The following is a 17,205-nucleotide window of genomic DNA, read 5'->3' as shown; positions in this document are numbered from 1 at the left end:
ACAATGAGAGTACAAGAGCGGAAAGGGGATGACAAGGTGAATACCGAAAAAGTAAGTGTAAATGTTAATGTCGTAGATATTGGGAAGATAGAACTTTTAATAGAAAAAGGAATTTATACAAATAAGACTGATTTTATGGTAAAAGCGATAACCAACGAATTAAATAAAAATGAAGGTATTTTGGAAACGACTTTAAGGAATTAGATACAGATGTTTTTATTCAGTTCGGAAAGGTTACCTATGATACTGAAAAATTACTAAAACTAAAGGCCTCTAATACCGGTGTAAAACTTTACGTTATTGGGAGATTAACAATCGATGAAAATGTCCCTCTTCAATTAGCAAAGGAAACGTTATTAAATATAAAAGTTTTTGGACCTTGTAAAGCAGATAAGGAATTGAAGGATTATTATAACCTATAATATAGAACGGGGATGCAGAGTTGTACATATTAGAAACTGCCAGATTAACATTTCGGAAAATGGTTGAAGCAGATGTTGATCTTATAATGGAAATTTTTTCTGACCCAATTGCGATGCAATATTATCCATCAACTTATCCTCGTGAGGTAGCACTAAAATGGATCCATTGGAATATGAAAAATTACGAAGAAGTTGGAACAGGGTTATGGATATGTGAATTAAAAGACGACAGGTCATTTGTTGGCCAATGCGGAATCATTCCACAAATCGTAGATGAAAAACAGGAAATGGAGATAGGATATCTATTTGTACGAAAGCATTGGGGAAAGGGGTTGGCTACAGAAGCAGCAATCGCCACCCTGAATTATGGCTTTAAAGAACTTGGATTTTCTAGGCTAATCGCAACAATTTACCACAAGAACGAACCCTCAATTAGACTTGCTGAGCGAATTGGAATGAAATTTGAAAAAAGAACCTTTGTGGGTAAAAGTGATGATGTCATTTATTCAATTCAAAAAAATAACTTAGAGTAAAAGTTTTTTCGTAAATTTAAAATTGCAATGTGTCACAAGTCCATCTAGTTGAGTGTCCCTAACCTCTAGATGCACTATTTGCTTTATAAAATTCATTTATTTACCAAGAGTTTCGATAACGAAATATAACAGTGGCGAAATGTCCTATTTTCTGTAAAATATTCACGTACTGCCAATATTTTGTAGGGGGATTTCTGATGAAGTATAGACGTTTAGGAAATACCGGATTAAAAGTTAGTGAAATTAGTCTTGGGAGCTGGTTAACCTACGGTAAATCAGTAGAAGAAAACTTAGCAGAAAAAACAATACATAAAGCTTATGAATTAGGAATTAATTTTTTTGACTCAGCCAATGTTTACGAACGAGGAGAGGGAGAACGAGTACTCGCTCAAGCACTGAAGGAATATCGTCGTGATTCGTACGTGATTACAACAAAGGCTTTCGGGCAAATGGGCGATGGTCCAAATGACCGTGGTTTATCAAGAAAGCATATTATTGAACAAGTAAACGGTAGCTTACAACGAATGAAGTTAGATTATGTTGATGTTTTTATTGTCATCGCTATGATTCTGAAACACCTGTGGAAGAGACACTACGTGCAATCGATGATCTCATTCGTCAGGGGAAAATCTTATATGCAGGCGTAAGTGAGTGGAATGCCGCACAACTTGAAGAAGCTGTACGTATCGCTGACCGTCGCTTACTAGACCGCATCGTCGTAAATCAACCTGTCTACAATATGTTTAAACGCTACATTGAAAAAGAAATTATCCCAGTAAGTGAAAAACACGGTATCGGGCAGGTTGTCTTTTCTCCATTAGCACAGGGCGTGCTAACTGGTAAATATAAGGGCGGTCAAGTTCCGGATAGTAGTCGTGCGGCAAATGCTTCCATTAATAATTCAATCAAAAACATGCTGAATGAAGAAATTCTAACGAAGGTTGAAAAGTTAGAAGCCATCGCAAATGAACTAGACATCACGTTACCTTCCCTTGCGTTAGCCTGGGTCCTACGACAACCAAATGTCGCAAGTGCATTAATTGGCGCTAGCAAACCAAGCCAAGTCGAAGAAAATGTCAAAGCAATTGATGTTACCTTATCAGAAGATGTTATGAACAAAATCGAAGAAATCTTGGGGTAAGCCTTACTTTTCAGACAAAAAAGGACAGCTATTTGCTTAGCGGATTCCGTTACCTATCATAAGCATTAAAAATGTATTACTAATTGACCGTCAAATTGTAAAATGCTAACCAAATGTCCTTATATACCAACCAGTGTATAGGGACATTTTTATATACAATTTTACATAGATTTACTCTCAAAAAACTTCTATTTAAAGAAAATAGGCTTATATTTTCGATTATCATTCAAGGTTATATTACTAATTATGTTAAAATATGTATAGAGATTTTGAGCAAAGCTACTAAAGCTAACGAGCAGCATACCTGTATTAAATAGACAAACAAGATCTTAAATTTCTTTTAAATCTATATAACTATCTATTGGTGGGGATAAGAAAGTGAAGAATAAACTAACTTTAATTATTACTATTTCGGTGATTTCACTAGGTACAATAGCTTTGATTTACCAGTCAAAGCAAATGGAATTTCAAAAATTACTGGAAGATAAAAGACAAGAATTAATTATATTGTTAGCAGATAACTTAGACCAATTTGACCCTACTCTTGCTACTTTTGTTGATGATAATTATAAAACTCTTATCACTTCTGAAATCAGTTCAGAAGGTATAGTTGAATTAAATAGAGGATTAGCAAAAAACGAAGAACCATTTGGTAATTATATTGTTAAATATGATTTGGAAAATATGGAGGTACTCTTTGTAGAATTAGAAGTAACTAACCAAAAATACTCAGAAGAGTGGCGAGAATTTATAAAAGCAAACAATCAGTAACTTTTTACTAACGAGTGCAATCGTGGAAGAAGGAGTGGTGGTATTGCGTGTGGGATATAGTGTTTTAAGAGAGATTCATAGAAGACACTTTGAACCTAATGCTAATGATTATGGATTAGAGGAAATTGAATTTGAAAAGTTTATAATTTTGCTTGAAAGAAAGGGATACATAGAGAGGGTATTGTGGGTTAATGATATGTATTCTTTGAAGCCTGCACGATTAACTGAGAAAGGTATAGAGTTATTAGAAAGCAACAAGCATTTTGAACAAACTTATCGTGAAGGTATTCCTTACGAGAATGGGTGCAAGTAGATGAAGAATTATAGTTAAATGTTGTGTAAGTTGCTAATAAATAGTCCTATTCAAGTTACGAGTGCATTAGTTGAGGAGTTGTTAATGTGGCAATTCCTCTTGTTATGAAAGTAACGAAAAATTTAACCAAAAGTGAAATAGGCACATTTAAATAGGGCGGTGTGGTAATTTGTTAAAAAGAAAGAAAATTCTTGTTGTGGTATTATTAGTAATTTCATTAGTATTTTTCATTCATTATATAAATCTGTTCTTAAGCAATAAAGGCTATGAGCAATATCATTCACATAGATTAATGAATAATATTAGTACACTTACCCACAGTCTTTTGGATAATCAGGAAATTTATGAAGAGATAGTAAGTACAGAGGTTTTGACAAAAGAACAAGTAGAAAGAATTCATAATAATACTTATGTAATATATAATTTTTATGAAGATTATAGTAGTTTAGCTGCACTAATACGAGGGTTCAAGAAGGATGGTCCATCGACTTCTAGTGCTGCTTCTACCATAGAAGCGGTTTTTAATCGAATAATGACCTACCAAGAAGTTGTTAACTTAGATGAAAATTTTTAAATAAAGTTAACACTATTTCTAATATTAATCAGTCGTGGATTCAAGTATTAAGTGAAAATATAATAGGATTTGAAATCCAAGGTTCAGAATACACAATTACCAAAGATAGAGAAAGTTTGTCGCGGACCAGTATAAAGAAAGATTTTTGGGTGACAACATTGGATATGTTTGACATTAAAGTACAAGAACATTGGAACGAATTAACAATGTTGTTAAATTAACGAATGCTTTAGTGGAAGAGCCACAGTAACGACTTTGTTGAAGTATTGCAACAGGATACTTTAATTAGGATAGTCCAATTTTTTAGTGTTATTTTTTTAAAGGAGTTGAAAGAACTTGAAAAAATTTTTAATAATCTTATTAGTAATCTTCATTATCATAACTTTATTTACACTATTTAATTGGATTTTTATGACACAGGGATAAGCAAATTTAAATAAGAGTAAGATTTTCTTTTCGCTTTCAAGTAACATATGCGATAACACAATAAAGGCTGTCGCTTTTGATTTGGCTCTTGCTATACGATAATTAGAAGAAAATAAGTAGTAGTTATTGCGCTAACGGGTGCTTAATAAAGGTATCACTCTTCTCTTATTGAAGAGTTTAGTTTGATAGGGATCATTGTTAAAACATAAAAGGCTAAAGGAGTACATATGCGGTTTTAATTGAATATAAAGATTTTAAGACAAAAGTGGAACGAAATAAATCTTTAAGTTTATTGGAGACATTTTTAAATGAACATCTTATTGGAGATTTTCATGGACTAACGTTTGAGTGCTTACTAATACGGTTTATAAACAATCCACCAAAAAAGAAAAAGTTTAAATTAAATTCACTCTATAAAACCATCGCACAAATTGAAATTGAAGGGAACTTTACTGATAATGTGAGGTTAAATGTTTCTGATTTTCAACATGGATTTTTAAAAGTATACGAAGCCATCAACATGGTTCCCCTGATAGAGATAAACGAGAAACTGGATTTTCAAAAAGATAAATTGTTGGCAGATTTTAAAAATATTGTTCAATTTGCACCACAGACTGATGGAGAACTAAAGGACTATGCATGTAAGGAAGAAGAAATAAGATATTTGAATACGGTTAAACGTGTTGATTGCTTAATAAACTCTTACAAGAACAATCCAAGATCATTGAATAAAAAGGTAATCGGTGTTAGGTTATATGACCATTTTGAAAGAGATACTTTATCACCTTATTCCTATATTTACTCACAACTTTTTAGTAACCTATTAAGGAGAGCTGAAGTCAAATCTCCTGATTATGAAGAAATTTACTTTAGTATTGCTGAAACTCTGGAGCAGGCGAAACAGTCGTTTGCCTTTGAAACATGGAACAAGTATACATATTCTACCTTGAATTTATCACAATATAAGAAGTCGGACGAAGAAGGTAAATCAAAGATGGTTTTCAACACAATGTGTACTGGTCTCCGGTTGATTGCTGATTTTGACCATTTAGAAAAGGAAAAGATTGAAGGAGTAATTGAATATATAGATAGAAATGGTATTGATACAGAGTTAGTTTATGCTAATGCTAAAAATAAGGATTATCTGGTCGAAATAATCTACCATGTTCCTAAAATTCATCTTACAAAAGCTGAATTTAAACTTAGACTAACTGAAATTAACACTAATTCTACCGGAATTGTGGCTATTAATAATTTAGATATTGATTATGCCCCATATAGTATCGGTACAATACAAATAAAGAAAAATGAAATCGTAATTAAGGGTAGAAAAAGTTTAAGAGCAGAGATTTCTCGTGATATTGATAAACTACCTTCTGAATACCGTTTTAATATATATGAAGTTTTAAAACGATAATACTTGCTATTTAACTAAACGAAGTGCGTTAATTCAAGAAGGAATTAACGCTTTTTATGTGGAATTTATTTACAAGCGAAGCAGCTTGACGAAATAAGGAGTTGTCCAGGCAACTTCTGTTTTGTTAAAGGGAAGAACATAGACAAGTATTATAAAAGTTAAGGAGACAAGAATTATGAATCATCAGTTATGTGATAAGGCTTTACCGTACTTAAAACCAATTCTAAGAGATGATATTGGCGAAGATCTACTTTCTATTTCTGAAGAGGATAGTGTAGTTGACATAGAATTTAATGAAGACTTGATTATTACGTTTCTAACATATAATTCGGAAACCGAGGCATTTAAATATATACAAAAGCGGGATTTAGAGTTAGCTCAGAGAAGCACTTATGGATATTGCAATAAGAAACCTTTGTTCCTTAGTTGAAAGTAATGGTTTGAGAATGCATGACTTAGAGAATGATTGTTTTGCGTTATTGCTTGATGGAAACTTTGAAGCTGCTTTGGTTCTATTAGATGACTTATGGAATGATACACTAGAACAATATGTTCATAAAGGATATGTGGTAGCTATACCTTCACGAGAGGTAATAGCTTTTTGCAATCTTAACTCGAATACAGGTGTTGAAAAATTAAAAAGTATAATATCTAATGTTTGGGAGCACGGCGACTACTTACTTATGGATAGGCTTATAAAGAGAACCTAGGGCAAAGGGTCTTGGTTATAATTTTCATAGATTAATAAGTCAGGTAAAGCCCCCCCTAAAGTTGGTTCCTTTAAATTATTACAAAATTAACATTATTATTTTACAGCGCTTAAATATTAATAATTATTTACTGCACTAACGGAGCATTTATATAAAGAAGGGTTGTTATATATTTTATATACCATACCATTTGGTCTTATATCTATTAATATAGGAGGAATTTTATATGTCAAGAAAGGCTTTTAGTGCATCTGGAGCTGTTGCTGTTGGTCCTTACTCACATGCAATTGAAGCAGGAAATTTAATATTTTTATCTGGGCAAACCCCAGTAGACTCACAGACTGGAAAGCTTGTAGAAGGTGATATTGTTGAACAGACAAATCAATGTTTTAAGAATCTTTTCACTGTATTGGAAGCAGCAGGTTTAACTCCTGAAAATGTTGAAAAAGTGAATGTATTCTTAACTGATATGAATAATTTCGGAGCAATGAATGAAGTTTATTCTAAACAATTTTCTGAGCCATATCCTGCCCGTACAACTATAGGTGTGGCATCCCTACCTCTTGGTGCACAGGTTGAAATCGAGATGATAGCTAGAAGATAAAATTCAGCTAACGAAATAGGATTGAGAACAGTAGAGGAGGATGAGGAAGTTAAGTTGAGGGAAGCAAATAAATTAAGTATATATATTCTGTGTTTAATCATCTCATTTTTTTCTTGTTATGCTCTGTATAAACTTTACGAAACATCACTTGTTGTACTAGAAAACACCCTGAATTGACAATGTTGCAATGGTAGGTCTTGCTATGATTTTTGCTCCTTTATTGTTATTTATATTTAATGTCGTATTCTACTTAGTCGTATACGAGAAAAGCATTAAAAAGTCTCCTAAGCAAATATCTTCTTGGAGAATATTAATTCTAAATAAGGACCGTTGGAGTTTAAATCTTATTAGAGTCTTATTGTATTTACTATGTTTTTGGATAATAGCGGATAGTTTTGGAACGGGTCCAATTTGGATTGATATTACAATATTCTTGAATACCGTTGCTTACGGATATTGGACACTACAAATGGTCAGAGAAAGTTTATTATTCAAACCTACCTATTAAAGCAGGGATTTTTTATTAACATCTTCAAAGAGTTTGTGAAGTTATATATTTAAACAAACGAGAGCGTTAATTCAAGAAGGATTTATCGCTTTTTGTGGGATTTATTTACTAGCAGTCTAGTAATAAAAGAAAATTCATTATCTGTCTGTAAATTGTTGTAATTGCTGTTATGAATGATACTTTTAAAGAGGAGGTTAATATGAAAAAAACATATTATTGTATTATTTTTATCCTTATTTTGATGTTCGTGGGGTGTTCAAGTAAAGAAGATATTATTGACAAGGCTCAAGAGGAATTACCTTACGAAGTATTAGTTCCACAATATATTCCAAATGGTTTAGGTTTATCATCTATGTCCTCCCTCTCTTTAGAAAATTATTTACTAGAGTTAAGATATGAAGGTGAAGATATTCAAACATACTTTAGGTTTAGTCAAGAACCTAATCGTAGATTAAATCCAAATCCCCAAAACTTAATTGAAGATGTTGAGAAAGGTATAGACCCATATGCCACGACTCCTGATACTGAATTGTTAGTAATAGAAAATTTTGTAGGACAGTTTAGAAGAAATGGTGATACAATTTCTTATGAGTTTTTTATGAATATACCTAACCTAGAGATTGCTGAGTACACACGGTATGAATTTTATTCTGTCGGGCTCAGTGAAGAGGATTTCCAAAAGTAATTTCAACTTGGAATAGTTTTAGTTTACTAAACTAACGAGAGCAAATGCTGAATAAGAGAAAGAGGTGTGGAAAATGTCAGAGATGGCAACATCTATTGTTTTATATGGTGAGATTGATAAGTATGACACAAAAAGATAGACTGATTTCTATAACTATTCAAAGGAAATTGCAAATGCTTTCAAGTAACGAATGCAATAGTTGAAGATCGAGGAAGCTGCAAAATGCAGCTTTTATATTGTTCACCAACTGAAAATAATGTCAATTTGAAGAGTATTATAGACGACTATTACTCAGGTACACTTGAACGAAAGGTAGGTAAAGATATATAAGTTTAGAGCGTAAATTCAAGAAGGGATTAACGGTCTTTTTTGGATTTTATTAACAAACGAACAAATTTCTAAAAAAAGAGAATTTACTTGTAATGGAAAGATTGTTTCTGATTGGGGGAGTATAGTGAAAAATTAAATAATAACTATATTTATTACAATTATTTTAAGTGCTGGTTGTTCTACTGAAACCGATGTTTATCCTGATGTCTATTTTGATAATATTCAAATTGACTATTTAAAGTATGAGCATATCGACCTTTACGGTGACTTTCCAGAGGTACCGAGAGAACTTAAAGCAATTACCCTTGAACCTGGAGAAGAAATCACTTTTGTATTTGATAAAAGACCAAGGTTATTTGATGCACATGAATATAAAGATGGTCAATGGCTAGGAGTAGCATCAATTATCCCGCGGAATAATGAAATAACTATTTTTTCTCCACATAAAGAAGGAGAATATGTATTCTTTGTTGTTTCAAGATTTGGTTATCAATCAGAAACAAGAGGAATTATCTTTGTTATAAATATTAAAGAGGAATCGAAATAAGTAGATTTGTTAAGGAAACCCATCTTAAAGGGGGGATTATTCCTGTCTTATAACTTTCAATGTTAGAAAAGATGACCCCGAGACCTTGATATATCTTTTCATAAGGCTGTTTTCGTAAAGTTTGTTGCATTCGTAAAAATCCCAAAATCCGGATATTTACACATAAATCGATGATATCACTACTTATTTAGTAAGCACTGCTCTTGTATTCGGTGTTATCTTCATCTAAAGAATTTTCCAATTATTTTAGGTTAAAAAGCAACAAGTCTTTTTGTGCGACGAGTAACCGCAGGGGCAATGTTTTAGAAAAGAGCCTTTCATAAATAGCTCTTTTAAAAGCAATAATTTTTGAGAATTAAACTCTAGAATCATGTTTTGCATCATCTTGTAATAAAAATAAACGAGGTGATAAGGATTGGGAAAACTAGAAGAAAGTCAGCTACTAAACTTTGAACCAATATTTATCGAGGCAAAAGAGAAAAAGCGTCATTCGCTAAAGACACTTTCGCTTTTGTACAATGGCCAGTTTAAAAGTATTTTCTTATCGTTCTTCTTTTTTATTATTAAACATTCTCCAGTTTGGATTATCCCCGTAATCACAGCAAATGTCATTAACATTGCTACTTATCCCGAGAACCATAGTCTTAAAGAACTGTGGATCCAATTTGCGATTGTAGCTGTAGTTATCGCACAAAATATGCCTTCGCATATGCTTCACATAAGTTATTTCAGTCGGGCATCTAGGCACGTAGAGGCAGCGCTACGAAGTACCATCATTCGCAAACTTCAACATTTATCAATGTCTTTTCACAGTGAACTTCGCTCTGGGTTACTCCAAGCTAAGATTTTACGTGATGTAGAGAATATTGAGATTTTATCGAAACAGATTATGTTTTCATTTTCAGCAGCGATCACCAATGTAGTTGTTGCAATCGGGATCACGGCTTATTTTAATTTGCAAATGACGCTATTTTTTATCCTAGTAATTCCTATTGGTTTGCTCATTGTGTTTCTATTTAGACGAACATTACGTTTACGAAATCATGAATTTCGTAAACAGATTGAAACCATGAGTGGAGAAGTTGCAGAGACAGTCGAGATGATTCCAGTCACAAGGGCTCATGGACTCGAAGATATCGAGATAAATAAGGCTAATAAAACTCTGCAAACGTTAAAGGGAAAAGGATATCGCCTGGATCTTACCGAGGCATTATTCGGTTCCTCTAGCTGGGTCGTGTTTCAAATCCTGCAAATGGCATGTCTAATTTTTTCAGCATATTTGGCGATGCGAGGGGAGATAACGATTGGTGAGGTTGTCATGTATCAAGCGTATTTCACACAAATTCTCATGGCTGTAAACCAAATTATTGTCGTTTATCCGCAACTTGCCAAAGGGTACGAATCGATCATTTCGATTACTGAGATTTTATCATCTAAAGAAACAGAAGAATATGAGGGAAAACTACAGGTTAACCAAACATATGGGGATTACGTATTTGATAATGTTCATTTTCACTATAAAGATACCGAAAAGCATGTCTTAAATCATTTTCATTTGCATGTTAAACCTGGAGAGTGTATCGCTTTTGTAGGTGAATCAGGAGCCGGAAAGTCGACGGTTCTTAGCATGGTCGTTGGATTTTATCGGCCAACAAAAGGAAGAATTTTGCTAGATGGGGTTCCCTTTGACCAACTCGATATGAAATCTTATCGGCAAAAACTCGCAGTTGTCCCACAAACGACAATCTTATTTTCGGGATCAATTCGAGACAATATTACCTATGGGTTAGAAAATGTTAGCGAAGAACAAATACAGGAGGTTATCCGAATGGCAAACCTCCAAGACGTTATCGCGGAGTTACCTGCTGGATTAGATACTTTAATTGGAGAACATGGCGGAAAACTTTCCGGGGGACAGCGCCAACGAATTGCGATAGCCCGAGCGATCATCCGACAACCGGAGATTATCATTTTAGATGAAGCCACTTCTGCCCTCGATAATCAATCCGAATACAAAGTACAGCAAGCAATCCAGCAACTGATTAAAGGCAAAACGACCTTTATAGTCGCACATAGACTATCGACGATCCGCGATGCTGACCGGATTGTCGTGATGAAAAATGGCAAAGTTGAGGAAGTAGGGACTTTCGAAGAACTGATCGAGAAAAAAGGGGCCTTTTACGAATTAAGACAAATGCAATTTTAAATACCATGATTAGAGATTAGTTCGCAGGTGAATTGATCTCTTTTTTTCAATCTAGTAGTTTGGTATTTTATGTTAAAATGAAATTAGTATCTGTATACAATGAATAGATGAGTGGGGGACATTTTTAATGTTTATAGTAAATGTAGAAGGTGCAATTCATAAAGAAGGAAAATGGCTTTTAATCCGAAGAAGTACAAAAGAAGAACATGCTGGTGGAACTATATCTCTTGTTGGGGGACAGTGTGAAATTGAGGGAGTTTCTTCTGACATTTTAGAAAGGACTTTACACCGCGAAATTTTCGAAGAAATTGGCATTGAAGTAACAATCGTTAGGTATGTAAATAGTTCCTCATTTGTAACGGACTCAGGTCATTGTGTAATAGACATCGTTTTTCTTTGTTACTATAAATCTGGTGAACCTTATGCTAAAAGCACAGAAGAAATTGATGAAGTCTTATGGATGGAAACTTCAGAGATTTTAACTCATCAGGATTCGCCTGTCTATCTAAAAGATAATATTAGACTTGCAGAGGACTTATTAAAAGAAAATAGGTAAATTTACAGTAATGAAGTATACAAGTATTCATTAACCAAACCATTTCTGTAGTGGGAAGTATAATGCAATAAAATATAATAGATGTCGAGAGGAGAATAATAATGAATCAAATATTGAGACTTACTTTTTTGCTTTTGTTCCTCGTATTACTTTCGGCTTGTGGTAATGGAGATGAAATTCAAACGAACATCATCGGAAATCCTGTCCATACCGATAGTAATCCCTATTCATCAGAAGTAGCATTGAAAAACGGTGATATCGTACTAGGGTCTTCGATACAGAACCTAGAAAAATTTTATGAATTTATAACTAATATGGAAGTTGGCGAACCGGATGCGATTCGAGTTACAAGTTATACAAATGAGGGGGCACCGATTTATCAAAATCTCGTCTTTAATGAAAAAATCGAATACACTATTGATTTTACACAGGACCCATTATTTAGCAATAAGCCAGAAAGTATTCAAACCACAACTTGCGATCGTATCGTGAAGAAACTTGATTCAGATAATGAAGCATACGTCTTGAGTGGTTGTGAGTTTCAATATGTTGGAGATCATTTTCTATTCACTATTGATTAAATCACTTAAGAAGGTTGAGAGTAGAAAAATAGACATAGGAAAGTGACCTCTCCTATGTCTATTTTTATTTTCTAGGTAAGAACATATCAACATAATAACTGTCTAGCTTCAGCGCCCAGCCCCTCGAGGTCAAATAACCTTCGAAAATAAAAGTGAAGAGCCACTTTTTTTCTCGAAGAACATTTGCTTGTCGGGGCTACCCAAAGAAAAAGGACTACACTTTTTCCCAGGGCGCTTGCGCTTTTCTAAAGTTTCAAGGGTTTGCCGGCTTTTGCATAGATTTCAGCAACCAGTTCAGTTGCTATTTTTGCGCTTTCACCGTTTATGAATGGCTCAGTATCGGTTTCTATCGCATGTATAAAGTCTTCTGCTAATTTGGTAAAGTTACTTTTTTCAGCGTCAACGGATATATTTTCTGGTAGTACAAGATTTTCAACCTCAAACGCGATGATGCCTTGGTAATTCGCCTTTATTGATCCTTTTGTACCAGAGATTTCGATATACTCACTATTCAACCCAGGTGTTGCCGTGGAAGCAGTAATCATCCCGATGGCACCATTGTTATATTGAACGATAGCATATCCATGATCTTCCGTTTCAATGTCATGATACACTTGGAAACGTTTTGCCTCTAACACCTGTTGGTATCCACCACATAACCACAATGCGAGATCTATCAGATGTGAACCTTGTTGAATGAAAGGTCCACCGCCATCTAAATCCATTGTACCGTGCCAAGACTCGTAATATTCTTTCTTACGATAATTTTTAATAGAGGCATCAACGACCATAATCCTGCCTAGCTTTCCAGAATCGATCACTTCCTTAATAAACGGAAAATGAGAAATAAATCTTCGCATATATGATACGGCTAATTTCACATTGTTAGTTTTGCAGCTAGCGATCATTTCTTCTTGTTTGCTAGGGGAGATATGTAAAGGTTTCTCACATAGACAGTGGAGTCCTAATTTTGAGGCTACCATAACACCTTCATAATGATGAGCATTGGGCGTACAAATAACAGCTGCAGTTGCCCCAGAGAGTGTCGCAACCGTTTCGATATCGGTCCCATATACTGATATGTTATGCGCCTTTGCAAACACCTGAACCTTTTCTTCGTTGCGGCCAACAACACCAACGATTTCTGTATTGTTAATCATAGAAAAAGCGTCTAAATACTTTGTACTAATGCCACCATGTCCAATTAGCAAGATTTTATGTTTTTTCAAGATTATCACTCCTCGTTTAGAAAAAAGCAAGGCACCTAGGAAAAAGTGTAGTGTTCTCTTTCCCTAAAGCAAGAAGGAACGAGAAATCTCGCCCCATTAATTATTTTGCTTCATCTTTAGATTGATCATCTTTATCTTTCATGAACCATAGAGGTTCCCGATCATCAACATCACCGTTATAATTAATTAAAATCTCTTCACCAGCTTTTATATCTTTATAAGCATAATACTCAAACGTGTGATTTGAAAATTTTATATCATACGTAGCATTTGGCTCGTACGAATGGTTAAACAACATTCCATATCCAAGGACAATAGCAGAGTGGTTTATCCCGTATTCGAATACATAATCAGCAAGAACAGTATGCTCAATTAAAATATGCTCCTCATTAGGATAAGGTACGACTGGTGCTACATGGAATAACTCACCTTTTTTTATATCTTGAGTCGCAAAAACGCCTCTATTAAACTCACCATCACTTAGTGTCGATGTTTTTACTTCTATCATTAATAATCACCTTCGTTCTAATATTTCAAACGACATAATCTCAATTTTTCACCACTAGGAACTTGCTTGGTAATGTGAAATTCGTTTAAGTAGTTATTATAACCTAAAATAGCGTTCTAGGAAATCTGTTATTACCTTGAAAAACGACTTATACAAAGGCTCTTTTCGTGAACATTGTAGTTTTAGGGCAATTATTTGATTTTTACAACTTTCGATTGGCAGAAAAGATACCCCCTAGACCTTGATATATTTTAGCTTTACTAGCTTTATATAAAAGCAAAAAAAACAGAGAACACTTACGTTTCTTAAGTAGTTCCGTTTTTGTGGAAAAACAGTGTAAATAACATATGAATTAGCGTACCTTATACCACAGTAAATCGTAGGGCTGTTTTCATTGATTTATCAACGTTTATAAGATAATAACTATAAAATAGCATAGCAAATAGCACCCCAAATAACATCTTGACAATGAATATTGTCATCGTGCGAAATAGGGTGCAATTTTAATTGTTATTTGAGATGCGATTTTTATCTGTTTCAAGAAAACTCAAGGATTTATTACATTATGTGGTAAAATAATATAAAAGATTACGAAAATTCAGTTCTTCAACTAACGGAGCAGTATACTTGAATAAGTAATGTAAGCCATCTAACCTACCTTGAAATTTCTGGAACAATCTAATAAAAGGTTGTTCCTTTTTCTATTTAATCTTTAGGTTACAAATGCTCATAAATAATTTTGTATATTTTAAAACCATAAGAGGGCTAGCTTCGTCTAAAATAATAGAGGAGGTGATATCTAGATGGATGAATTAATGCACTTGGCAATGACAGATGAAATTATGCTAGATGAGAGAGAACAAATAATTGATCAACTAATGCATGAATATAGCGATGGTATATTACATCTCGTATATACATATGTAAAAAACCGAGCCACGGCGGAAGATTTAACGCAAGAGATATTTATAAAGTGTTATGAAAAAATAAATCAGTTTAATCAGCAATCAACTATAAAAACTTGGGTATACCGTATTGCTAGTAATCATTGTAAGGACTACTTAAGAAGCTGGCATTATCGCAAAATATCTTTTAGTAATAAAATTTTGGAATATATCCCTTCTAAATCACCACATGTTGATGATGAGGTTATCACAAAAAATGAAGAAAATACTTTAACTAATGCTGTCATGAATTTACCTTTAAAGTATAGAGAAGTAGTATTTCTACATTATTATGAAGAACTTTCTATAGCAGAAATTAGCAAGATTACTACAGTTAATTCAAATACACTAAAAACAAGATTAAAGCGTGCGAAAGAATTATTAAAAGAAAAGATGATAGAGGAGGGTTAGAGATGAATGATCCATTTACAAACCTGAAGAGTTCGATGAAAAAATCAATTTTTAAGGATTTTTCTTTTTCCAATGAAAGAAAAAATGCAGTGAAAGAAGCCATTCGTGGGAAGCAATCTCAACCACAATTTCACTCTTGGGAGGTAGAAACCATTACAGCTATATTAGAATCTATTCAGAATGAAGCAAAGGACGGCTACAATATTTCCACCCAGCTTTTTCAAAAGAATGAACTTTTTTTTCAAAATAATGAAGGACAACTTTATACAATATTACACTTACTAGAAAACAAGGGAATTATTACATCAAATTGGTTAAATGAAAAGAAATATTATTCCTTAAATACTAAAGGGAAAAAATACTTAACTGCTTATAAACAAGAAAATTCAAAACAACAGTTATCTCTTAAACACTTAATAGAGGAGGCGTCCTTATGAGTTCTCCCAAATTTGAAGAATTTTTAAATAAAGTAACTTCTAAAGTGAAATCTAAGGAAGCCCACAATAGGATAAAAAAAGAACTTACCAATCATCTACAGGAGTTAAGTCAATCTTTTCAAAAGAGAGAATCTTCTAAAGAGAAAGCAGAGGAAAAGGCAATACAAGAAATGGGGAATCCATATGCCATTGGAGAGAATTTAAATCAAATTCATAAACCTAAAATGGATTGGATTCTGATTGTATTATTTGTTATTCTTGCAGGTGTTGGTTTTTTACCGTTAGTTGGTGGAATCCCTGAGCTTTCATTATCAAGTACTTATTTTATAGGACGACAGGTAATCTGGTCCATTCTCGCTGTTCTTGTACTTATTGGTTTTCTTTTCTTTGATTATCGGAAATTAAAGAACTTGTGGATGTACTTTTATGCTAGTGGCTTATTGATTCATTTATATCTTTATTTCTTTGGCTACATCACCAATGGAGTAAACAAGTGGATTTCACTTCCAGGAGTTATGGTCGATGGAACCATGATTAGCTTATTTTTATTTTTTCTTGCATGGGCAGGTATATTTAGCAAAAATAATGAGTTTAATAGCTGGAAAAAACAAGGCTTACTTTTTTTCCTTTTCTGGACTCCAATCTTTCTCTACATGATGGTGCCAAACTTTATGTTTTGTATTATTTACTTTTTCTGTATAATTGGAATGTTTGCTTTTGCTCAAGTTCAGAAGAAATTAGCACTTAAGCTAGTGGGGACGAATGCTGTAGCTGGTCTCATTTTTCTCCTTGCTATAATCATTACCTCTCGCGAAAGTTATTTTTTTACTAGACTATCCGCTTTTATTAACCCAAATGCTGATCCAAACGGGGCAGGATATATGTATATTACAGTACGGGATATCCTTTCACAAGCAGGTTGGTTTGGAAATGGACTTTATAACGATTTAAATTTTCAATTGTTACCAGAAGCTCATACAGATTTTGTTTTCCCTTATCTAGTCTATTCTCTTGGTTGGGCATTTGGAATTGCCCTCAGTTTAATATTATTACTATTTATTTCAAGAATTTCAAAAAATGCTTTTAAAACAAAGGATCTTTATGGGAGATTAATAGTAATTGCGGGAGCTGCATTATTTAGCGTTCCTACTATCTGGAACATCTTGATGGGCTTTGGATTAGTTCCTATTATGGGAGTCTCCCTTCCATTTATTAGTTATGGAGGAAGTATGCTGCTTTTTTACACTGCTTTTTTAGGACTAATTTTAAATGTTTATCGAAGAAAAGATATTGTAGAACCCACGGTAGCAGTTGTATAGTAGCTTATAATAAAAAATAAGTTAAAAGTAAGT

20 protein-coding genes and 1 pseudogene are annotated in these 17,205 nt (G+C 33.5%); 19 read left to right on the top strand and 2 right to left on the bottom strand.

Going from position 1 to position 17,205, the window contains the following annotated elements:
- Window positions 1-36 precede the first annotated feature (36 nt).
- From H1D32_RS12860 to H1D32_RS12790, 16 genes and pseudogenes are all read left to right on the top strand, one after another.
- Window positions 37-204, top strand: coding sequence for a hypothetical protein (locus tag H1D32_RS12860; RefSeq protein WP_261178699.1), 168 nt, complete (start codon window positions 37-39; stop codon window positions 202-204).
- A 14-nt stretch (window positions 205-218) separates the two neighbouring features.
- The gene (locus H1D32_RS25430) at window positions 219-422 is read left to right on the top strand and encodes a hypothetical protein (RefSeq protein WP_396126187.1); all 204 of its coding nucleotides are present in this window, start codon (window positions 219-221) and stop codon (window positions 420-422) included.
- A 20-nt stretch (window positions 423-442) separates the two neighbouring features.
- The gene (locus H1D32_RS12855) at window positions 443-955 is read left to right on the top strand and encodes a GNAT family N-acetyltransferase (protein ID WP_261178698.1); all 513 of its coding nucleotides are present in this window, start codon (window positions 443-445) and stop codon (window positions 953-955) included.
- A 197-nt stretch (window positions 956-1,152) separates the two neighbouring features.
- Window positions 1,153-2,096 (top strand): annotated as a pseudogene (locus tag H1D32_RS12850) (aldo/keto reductase family protein).
- A 378-nt stretch (window positions 2,097-2,474) separates the two neighbouring features.
- Window positions 2,475-2,867 (top strand): hypothetical protein, encoded by a 393-nt coding sequence (locus tag H1D32_RS12845; RefSeq protein WP_261178697.1) that lies wholly within the window; start codon window positions 2,475-2,477, stop codon window positions 2,865-2,867.
- A 22-nt stretch (window positions 2,868-2,889) separates the two neighbouring features.
- Window positions 2,890-3,180: a YjcQ family protein gene (locus H1D32_RS12840; protein ID WP_261178696.1), complete on the top strand. Its 291-nt coding sequence runs from the start codon at window positions 2,890-2,892 to the stop codon at window positions 3,178-3,180.
- A gap of 169 nt (window positions 3,181-3,349) precedes the next feature.
- On the top strand, window positions 3,350-3,754 hold the full coding sequence (locus tag H1D32_RS12835) for a hypothetical protein (RefSeq protein ID WP_261178695.1): 405 nt from the start codon (window positions 3,350-3,352) through the stop codon (window positions 3,752-3,754).
- Between the two features lie 691 nt (window positions 3,755-4,445).
- A complete protein-coding gene (locus H1D32_RS12830; protein WP_261178694.1) occupies window positions 4,446-5,597 on the top strand; it encodes a hypothetical protein in 1,152 nt (383 codons plus the stop codon).
- 175 nt (window positions 5,598-5,772) lie between these two features.
- A complete protein-coding gene (locus H1D32_RS12825; RefSeq protein WP_261178693.1) occupies window positions 5,773-6,027 on the top strand; it encodes a hypothetical protein in 255 nt (84 codons plus the stop codon).
- Window positions 5,990-6,307: a DUF1444 domain-containing protein gene (locus H1D32_RS12820; RefSeq protein WP_261178692.1), complete on the top strand. Its 318-nt coding sequence runs from the start codon at window positions 5,990-5,992 to the stop codon at window positions 6,305-6,307. Before H1D32_RS12825 ends, H1D32_RS12820 begins: the two co-directional genes overlap by 38 nt.
- A gap of 226 nt (window positions 6,308-6,533) precedes the next feature.
- A complete protein-coding gene (locus H1D32_RS12815) occupies window positions 6,534-6,911 on the top strand; it encodes a RidA family protein (RefSeq protein WP_261178691.1) in 378 nt (125 codons plus the stop codon).
- A 202-nt stretch (window positions 6,912-7,113) separates the two neighbouring features.
- Window positions 7,114-7,419: a hypothetical protein gene (locus H1D32_RS12810; RefSeq protein WP_261178690.1), complete on the top strand. Its 306-nt coding sequence runs from the start codon at window positions 7,114-7,116 to the stop codon at window positions 7,417-7,419.
- Between the two features lie 199 nt (window positions 7,420-7,618).
- Complete coding sequence (locus H1D32_RS12805) at window positions 7,619-8,104, top strand: hypothetical protein (protein ID WP_261178689.1); 486 nt, start codon at window positions 7,619-7,621, stop codon at window positions 8,102-8,104.
- Window positions 8,105-9,396: 1,292 nt separating this feature from the next.
- Entirely contained in the window at window positions 9,397-11,187 is a 1,791-nt protein-coding gene (locus H1D32_RS12800) for an ABC transporter ATP-binding protein (RefSeq protein WP_261178688.1), read from the top strand.
- Window positions 11,188-11,314: 127 nt separating this feature from the next.
- Window positions 11,315-11,743, top strand: a complete 429-nt coding sequence (locus H1D32_RS12795; protein WP_261178687.1) for an NUDIX hydrolase — start codon at window positions 11,315-11,317, stop codon at window positions 11,741-11,743.
- A gap of 101 nt (window positions 11,744-11,844) precedes the next feature.
- The gene (locus H1D32_RS12790) at window positions 11,845-12,324 is read left to right on the top strand and encodes a DUF4362 domain-containing protein (protein ID WP_261178686.1); all 480 of its coding nucleotides are present in this window, start codon (window positions 11,845-11,847) and stop codon (window positions 12,322-12,324) included.
- A 245-nt stretch (window positions 12,325-12,569) separates the two neighbouring features.
- On the opposite strand, the gene H1D32_RS12785 is transcribed toward H1D32_RS12790, so the two are convergent.
- Window positions 12,570-13,553 carry a Gfo/Idh/MocA family protein gene (locus H1D32_RS12785; protein ID WP_261178685.1) on the bottom strand — a complete coding sequence of 328 codons (984 nt, stop codon included), beginning with the start codon at window positions 13,551-13,553 and terminating at the stop codon, window positions 12,570-12,572.
- A gap of 100 nt (window positions 13,554-13,653) precedes the next feature.
- On the bottom strand, window positions 13,654-14,061 hold the full coding sequence (locus tag H1D32_RS12780; protein ID WP_261178684.1) for an SET domain-containing protein: 408 nt from the start codon (window positions 14,059-14,061) through the stop codon (window positions 13,654-13,656).
- An 803-nt stretch (window positions 14,062-14,864) separates the two neighbouring features.
- Between H1D32_RS12780 and H1D32_RS12775 the strand changes: the two genes are divergently transcribed.
- The 3 genes from H1D32_RS12775 to H1D32_RS12765 are packed head-to-tail and all read left to right on the top strand — an operon-like array spanning window position 14,865 to window position 17,172.
- Window positions 14,865-15,416, top strand: coding sequence for a sigma-70 family RNA polymerase sigma factor (locus H1D32_RS12775; RefSeq protein WP_261178683.1), 552 nt, complete (start codon window positions 14,865-14,867; stop codon window positions 15,414-15,416).
- Between the two features lie 2 nt (window positions 15,417-15,418).
- Window positions 15,419-15,853: a PadR family transcriptional regulator gene (locus H1D32_RS12770; RefSeq protein WP_261178682.1), complete on the top strand. Its 435-nt coding sequence runs from the start codon at window positions 15,419-15,421 to the stop codon at window positions 15,851-15,853.
- A complete protein-coding gene (locus tag H1D32_RS12765) occupies window positions 15,850-17,172 on the top strand; it encodes an FtsW/RodA/SpoVE family cell cycle protein (RefSeq protein WP_261178681.1) in 1,323 nt (440 codons plus the stop codon). The genes H1D32_RS12770 and H1D32_RS12765 overlap by 4 nt, the downstream gene beginning before the upstream one ends.
- Window positions 17,173-17,205 lie beyond the last annotated feature (33 nt).

This window comes from Anaerobacillus sp. CMMVII (genome assembly GCF_025377685.1).
Taxonomy (GTDB): domain Bacteria; phylum Bacillota; class Bacilli; order Bacillales; family Anaerobacillaceae; genus Anaerobacillus.
This window is presented reverse-complemented; position numbering and strand designations above follow the sequence as displayed.